The sequence below is a fragment of the Limosilactobacillus mucosae DSM 13345 genome (genome assembly GCF_001436025.1).
Taxonomy (GTDB): domain Bacteria; phylum Bacillota; class Bacilli; order Lactobacillales; family Lactobacillaceae; genus Limosilactobacillus; species Limosilactobacillus mucosae.
Genome location: NZ_AZEQ01000061.1, coordinates 1 through 1,061, shown reverse-complemented (window position 1 = coordinate 1,061; position 1,061 = coordinate 1). Strand labels below are relative to the sequence as shown.

Below are 1,061 nucleotides of genomic sequence, written 5' to 3'. Positions count from 1 at the left end.
GGGAGTGTAAAATATTTTGTGTAAATTTCTAAATTAAATTGAAAAAGGGAAAGCCTTCCCCGTATGATTAAATCGCTAAACACAATCAAAACGGAGGCTTTCCCTATGAACCAGTTTAACAAAGAAATTCTTGACGCGCTATCTTCTGACTCTAAAACATCATTAAAAGATGTCTTTCGCAATCAGTTGGAACAAACCGTCAATACATTACTTCAAGAAGAATTGTCGGCAGTCTTAGGCTACCAACCCTATGAGCGTAACGACAGTTCCGCTCATGGGGACAACGCCAGAAACGGATCGTATCAGCGAACCATCGATACTGAATTTGGACCAATCAATATTACGGTTCCGCGCGATCGTAAGAATAAATTTCGTAACGCTTTATTCGAACCATATTCACGGCGGACAGATACTCTGGAATCGATGATCATTAAAATGTATTCCAAAGGCATCACAACTCGTGAAATCGCTGATTTAGTTGAGCGCATGTATGGCGACTACTATTCACCAACTACCGTTTCAAATATTACTAAGCAAGTTGGCAACTTGGTTGAAGAGTTTCATGACAGGACCTTTAAGCACTCACAGTATGTTTGCGTGTTCTTAGACGCCACTTATATTCCGCTCAAGCGCGGAACTGTTGAGCGCGAAGCGGTTAATATCGCGATTGGAATTCGTAGTGACGGCGGTAAAGAAGTCTTAGACTTCTCGGTAGCACCAAACGAAAATGGTGAAGCATGGCGTGAACTACTTGAAAGTTTACGCAATCGAGGAATTGAACAGGTTCAGTTATTCATCGCCGATGGTTTTATTGGGCTCGAAAATGTGATTGCAGAAATTTATCCAACTGCTAAGTTTCAGCGCTGCTTAGTCCATGTGCTTCGTAATCTCACATCACATGTGCGAAAAAGCGATATGCGAGATTTGATGAGCGAATTTAAAGAAATTCGCCAATCTGAATCAATTGAAGAAGCAAAACAAGCTTTAGATAACTTCATTTTGAAATGGAAAAGCAAATATAGCAACCAGATGCGAAAATTGGGTAAGTTAAGTAACTTATT

Annotated in this window: 1 protein-coding gene; it reads left to right on the top strand. The window is 40.2% G+C overall.

The window, feature by feature from the left end; genetic code table 11:
* Window positions 1–105: 105 nt before the first annotated feature.
* Window positions 106–1,061 (top strand): IS256 family transposase (locus FC47_RS10170; protein WP_056968818.1); only part of this gene is annotated, 956 nt, incomplete at its 3' end.